A 1,055-nucleotide genomic window follows, 5' to 3' on the forward strand; every position below is an offset into this window, starting at 1 on the left:
CTACCTTGCTTGCTGTTGGGTTAGCTTTCTTAACTTCGTCGGCTACCTTAGCTTTTTCCGCATCTGTAAGAGCTGATAGATTCACTACTGGAGTGAGTGCTGGGGTCTTAAGTTCCTTGTCAGAAACCTTAGTTGCTTGAACTGGATCACTAGCTTCTGGTGTTTGACCATTCTTACTTGCTACAACAGTCACATTTCCTTCTGGAATGTCTACTGTTGGTGTGATGATTGCTTTACCATCTGCTCCTGTTGTTGCTTCACCAATCTTGTTACCATCTTTATCGTACATTTCAACTTTAGAGCCTGGTTCTGCTGTCACTTCAACTGGTGTCTTAGTTCCTGCTTTACCTGTAAGGTCTGTTGTGATTACTGGCTGAATTGGGGTTGTTGGTGTTGCTACTGTAGCCGTAGCTGATTCACTTGGAACTGATGTTTGACCATCTTTCGTAGCTTTAGCTGTCACATTTCCTTCTGGAATGTCTACTGTTGGTGTGATGATTGCTTTACCATCTGCTCCTGTTGGTGCTTCACCAATTTTGTTACCATCTTTGTCAAACAACTCGACTGTAGTTCCTGGTTCTGCTGTCACTTCAACTGGTGTCTTAGTACCTGCTTTTCCTGTAAGGTCTGTTGTGATTGCTGGTTGAGTTGGTGTTGCTGGAACTGATGGATCCTTGGCAGTTGTTGCTTGAACTGGATCACTAGCTTCTGGTGTTTGACCATCCTTGCTTGCCACAACAGTCACATTTCCTTCTGGAATGTCTACTGTTGGTGTGATTGTTGCTTTACCATCTGCTCCTGTTGTTGCTTCACCAATCTTATTACCATTTTTGTCATACATTTCAACCTTAGAACCTGGTTCAGCTGTTACTTCAACTGGTGTCTTAGTACCTGCTTTTCCTGTAAGATCTGTTGTGATTGCTGGTTGAGTTGGTGTTGTTGGAGTTTTAACAGTAACTTTGACTGGAACTTCATCTTTAGTTCCGTCTGGGTATGTTACAACTACTGTCGCGTCTTTTTCACCTTCTGTAGCAGTATCTACTGGTGTCTTGAAC

Annotated in this window: 1 protein-coding gene; it reads right to left on the reverse strand. The window is 43.0% G+C overall.

From position 1 onward, the window contains the following. On the reverse strand, positions 1 to 1,055 hold a 1,055-nt coding region (locus M1F97_RS07030; protein WP_247944645.1), incomplete at both ends, for a Rib/alpha-like domain-containing protein.

The sequence above is a fragment of the Streptococcus oralis genome (assembly GCF_023110435.1).
Lineage (GTDB): Bacteria > Bacillota > Bacilli > Lactobacillales > Streptococcaceae > Streptococcus > Streptococcus oralis_CF.